This window comes from Streptomyces sp. MnatMP-M17 (assembly GCF_900091995.1).
Classification (GTDB): domain Bacteria; phylum Actinomycetota; class Actinomycetes; order Streptomycetales; family Streptomycetaceae; genus Streptomyces.
The window spans coordinates 1-1,912 of sequence record NZ_FMDK01000653.1 but is presented as its reverse complement, the minus strand read 5'-3'; the positions used below and the strand labels follow the sequence as shown (position 1 = coordinate 1,912).

General features: G+C 71.7%; 2 protein-coding genes. Both read right to left on the bottom strand.

Annotation, left to right across the window (positions count from 1 at the left end; translation table 11 throughout):
- Positions 1 to 103 precede the first annotated feature (103 nt).
- On the bottom strand, positions 104 to 898 hold the full coding sequence (locus GA0115259_RS27370; protein ID WP_093601994.1) for an ABC transporter ATP-binding protein: 795 nt from the start codon (positions 896 to 898) through the stop codon (positions 104 to 106).
- Positions 895 to 1,912, bottom strand: a 1,018-nt coding sequence (locus GA0115259_RS27365) for a FecCD family ABC transporter permease (RefSeq protein WP_107469273.1), incomplete at its 5' end; no start/stop codon positions are given. The genes GA0115259_RS27365 and GA0115259_RS27370, both read right to left, overlap by 4 nt.

Sequence of the window (1,912 nt, the reverse complement as noted above, 5' to 3'; positions counted from 1 at the left end):
ACCACCCACCAACCCGCACACCACCCACCAACCCGCAGGCCGGAAAGAAACAGGAACCCGCAGGCTGAGTAAGGACAAGGACACGGCACCCGACAACCCCGCCCTACGTCCCCGGCGCGAACGGCGCCCCCGGCACCACCAGGGGTGAGCCCGTCACCGGGTCCGGGATCACCACCGCTTCGAGGCCGAAGACCTCGCGTACCAGCTCCGCCGTGACCACCTCGTCCGGCGCGCCCTCGGCGACTATGCGGCCCGACTTCATCGCGACCAGGTGGTCGGCGTAGCGGGCCGCCTGGTTGAGGTCGTGGAGGACGATCACGACCGTACGGCCCTGCTCGTGGTTGAGCCGGCGCACCAGGTCGAGGACCTCCACCTGGTGCGCGATGTCCAGGAAGGTCGTCGGTTCGTCCAGGAGCAGCAGATCCGTCTCCTGGGCCAGGGCCATCGCGATCCAGACGCGCTGGCGCTGGCCGCCCGAGAGTTCGTCCACCGGACGGTCGGCGAGCTCCGTCACCGCCGTACGGGCCATCGCCTCGGTAACCGCGCGCTCGTCCTCGTCCGACCACTGCTGCCACCAGTGCTGGTGCGGCTGGCGTCCGCGCGAGACCAGGTCCGCGACCGTGATCGCCTCCGGCGCGACCGGTGACTGCGGCAGCAGTCCGATCGACCGGGCGACGCTCTTCGTCGGGATCTTCGCCAGCTCCTCGCCGTCCAGCAGCACCGAGCCGCCGCGCGGCTTCAGCAGCCGGCCCAGCGCGCGCAGCGTCGTCGACTTGCCACAGGCGTTCGGGCCGACGATCACGGTCACCTGCCCGTCCGGGACGGCCAGTTCGAGCTCGTGCACGACCGTGCGGTCCTCGTACGCGAGCGTCAGCTCGCGGGCCATGAGCCTGCTCATGCGGTCCTTCCCTTTCGTACGGCTGTCGCACCCGCGCCCGCGCCCGCGCCCACCGCACGGCTCCGGACGATCAGCCAGATCAGATACGGCGCGCCCACCGCCGCCGTCAGCACGCCCACCGGCAGCTCCGTCGGCGACAGCAGCTTCCGGGCCAGCAGATCGGCCAGTACGACGATCACCGCGCCCAGCAACGCCGAACACAGCAGCGGGATCTGCGCGGTACGGGTCATCCGCCGGGCGATCTGCGGCGCCAGCAGCGCCACGAAGTCCACCGGGCCCGCCGCGCCCGTCGCGACCGACGCCAGCACCACACCGAGCAGTACGAGACCCAGCCGGACGCGGCCGAGCCGTACACCCAGCGCGGTCGCCGTGTCGTCGTCCAGCGACACCGTGCGCTGCGCGTACGCCGCCCACAGCATTGCGGGCAGCAGCGCCAGCAGCAGCCAGCCGAGCGGCGCGGCCTCGTCCCAGCCGCGCCCGTTGAGCGAACCGGTCATCCAGACCTGCGCCTGCTGGGCGACCAGATAGTCGCCCTTGGTCAGGAAGAGCGTGGTGACGGAGCGCAGCGCGATCGCGAAACCGATCCCGATGAGCACGAACCGCGTCGCGTGCAGCCCGCCGCGCCAGGCGAACACGTACACCAGCGCCGCCGCCAGGATCCCGCCCGCGACGGAGAGATACGGCAGCACGGCGAACGAGGTGACACCGAAGGTCATCGCACCGACCGTGAGCGCGCTCGCGCCCTGGCTGATGCCGATGATGTCGGGGCTCGCCAGCGGATTGCGCGCGACGGTCTGGATCAGCGCGCCCGCGACACCGAACGCGAGCCCGACGAACAGCCCGGTCACCATGCGCGGCAACCGCAGTGTGCCGACGACGAGTTCGGCCGCCGACGGCTGCCCGCCGAGCACCTTCACCACCTCGGAGGGCGGTACGAAGCTCTCGCCGACGCTCAGATACGCGACGCACACGGCCGCCAGCGCGACAGCGAGCGCGAGCGCCACCGCAGCCGCC